The 1,652-nt window shown below is 50.3% G+C and carries 1 protein-coding gene; it reads right to left on the bottom strand.

From position 1 onward, the window contains the following. Positions 1-66: 66 nt before the first annotated feature. Positions 67-1,482 (bottom strand): group II intron reverse transcriptase/maturase, encoded by a 1,416-nt coding sequence (ltrA, locus tag BMW41_RS14055; RefSeq protein ID WP_074650843.1) that lies wholly within the window; start codon positions 1,480-1,482, stop codon positions 67-69. Between the last annotated feature and the right edge of the window lie 170 nt (positions 1,483-1,652).

The following is a 1,652-nucleotide window of genomic DNA, read 5'->3' as shown; positions in this document are numbered from 1 at the left end:
ATCGGATAGGGGAGATTTGACACTCCCCTTCCACACCACCGTACGTACCGTTCGGTATACGGCGGTTCAATAGTTTACACGAACTTTTAGATAGTGGGCTGATAAGGATGGATATCCGAGTCTGACCACTATTATCGTTTTGGTAAGCGCTGTGTTTAGCATCATCGCCGCTCTCCATGTGCCTTTTCTACAGTTAGCCAGTTCATGTACCTTCCATTCTGGCAAGTGTAGCGCCCTCAGCATCTTGTACCTCGTTCGCACCTTTTTCCATTGTTTCCAATACACTGCCCGGATTCTGTGGCGAAGCCACTCGTCCAGTTCCTCCATCAGGCCTTTCATGTCCGCATACCGGAAGTGATTAATCCACCCTCTGACAGCATCATTGAGTTTCTTCTCCCTTACCGGATTGCTCCACTTGTTCCCTCTGGCGGTCAGCATCCTCAGCTTGTTCTTGAATTTCTCCACTGACTTCGGATGCACCCGGAAGCGGCATTTCCCTTTGTATCGGTAGAAACCGTATCCCAGATATTTCACCTTGCTGATATGGCATACTGTGGTTTTCTGGAGATTGACTTTCAGAAAGAGCTTTTTCGTTATGAATGGCACGATGTTTTCCAGCGTCCGTTCCGCACTCTTTCTGCTTTTGCATAGAATCATGCAGTCGTCAGCGTACCGTACAAACTTATGCCCCCTTCGTTCCAGTTCCTTGTCCAGTTCGTTAAGCATGGCGTTCCCACACAGCGGACTTAGTGGGCCGCCCTGCGGCACACCCTCTTCCGTTGGATGAAACCCGCCATCCTCCATAACCCCGGCGTTCAGAAACTTGTGGATCAGTGAGATTACCCGTCCGTCTTTGATCGTTCTCGACAGCACCTCTATAAGCTTGCTGTGATTAACTGTGTCAAAATAGGCTTGCAGATCCATGCTGACCACATACACGTATCCCTCGTCAGCGAATTGCTTGCACCTCATGATAGCATCGTGTGTGCTTCTTCCCGGCCGAAACCCGAAACTGTTGTCTGAAAACTGTTCCTCAAAGATAGGTGTCAGTTCCTGTGATATCGCCTGCTGAATCAATCTGTCCACGCAGGACGGTATGCCTAACTTTCTGACTTTGCCCTTCTCTTCCTTGGGTATTTCTACCCTCCGGACCGGATTGGGTTTGTATTTCCCTTTCCTCAGTTGCTCGACCAGCTCGTCCCAGTGCTGTCTCAGGTAGGGCAGAAGTTCATCCACCTGCATTCCGTCAACTCCGCCGGCTCCGTTGTTTGCCTTCACCCTCTTGTAGGCGGCAGTCAGGTTGTCGCTTCTGAGAATGGTGTCGAGCAGGTTGTCCGTCCAAAAGTTCGCATTGGTGTCAGTATCCCCGGTAATCCATTCATGGGCGTACACTCCTGATACCATTCCCTGTTCCGCAGGTATCTCTTTCAGGTAGTCCTCGATATGAAGTTGTCTGTACTTATTTCCATGTCTGGTTTCCATTTGAGAATGGCACCTCCTACTGTTCGCCCCTTTCCCAATGTCTTAAGCCATCGGGTATTGTATTATGGGCTCTGCTGACTTCTCACGGCAAGCTTTACTCCGCGGCGGCGAATGTTGTATCGTCTTTGCCGCGTCCGTGAGATCTCCCCGGGTACCCACACGTTCTTTCA

Source organism: [Clostridium] aminophilum (genome assembly GCF_900101295.1).
Lineage (GTDB): Bacteria > Bacillota > Clostridia > Lachnospirales > Lachnospiraceae > Clostridium_R > Clostridium_R aminophilum_A.
This window is presented reverse-complemented; position numbering and strand designations above follow the sequence as displayed.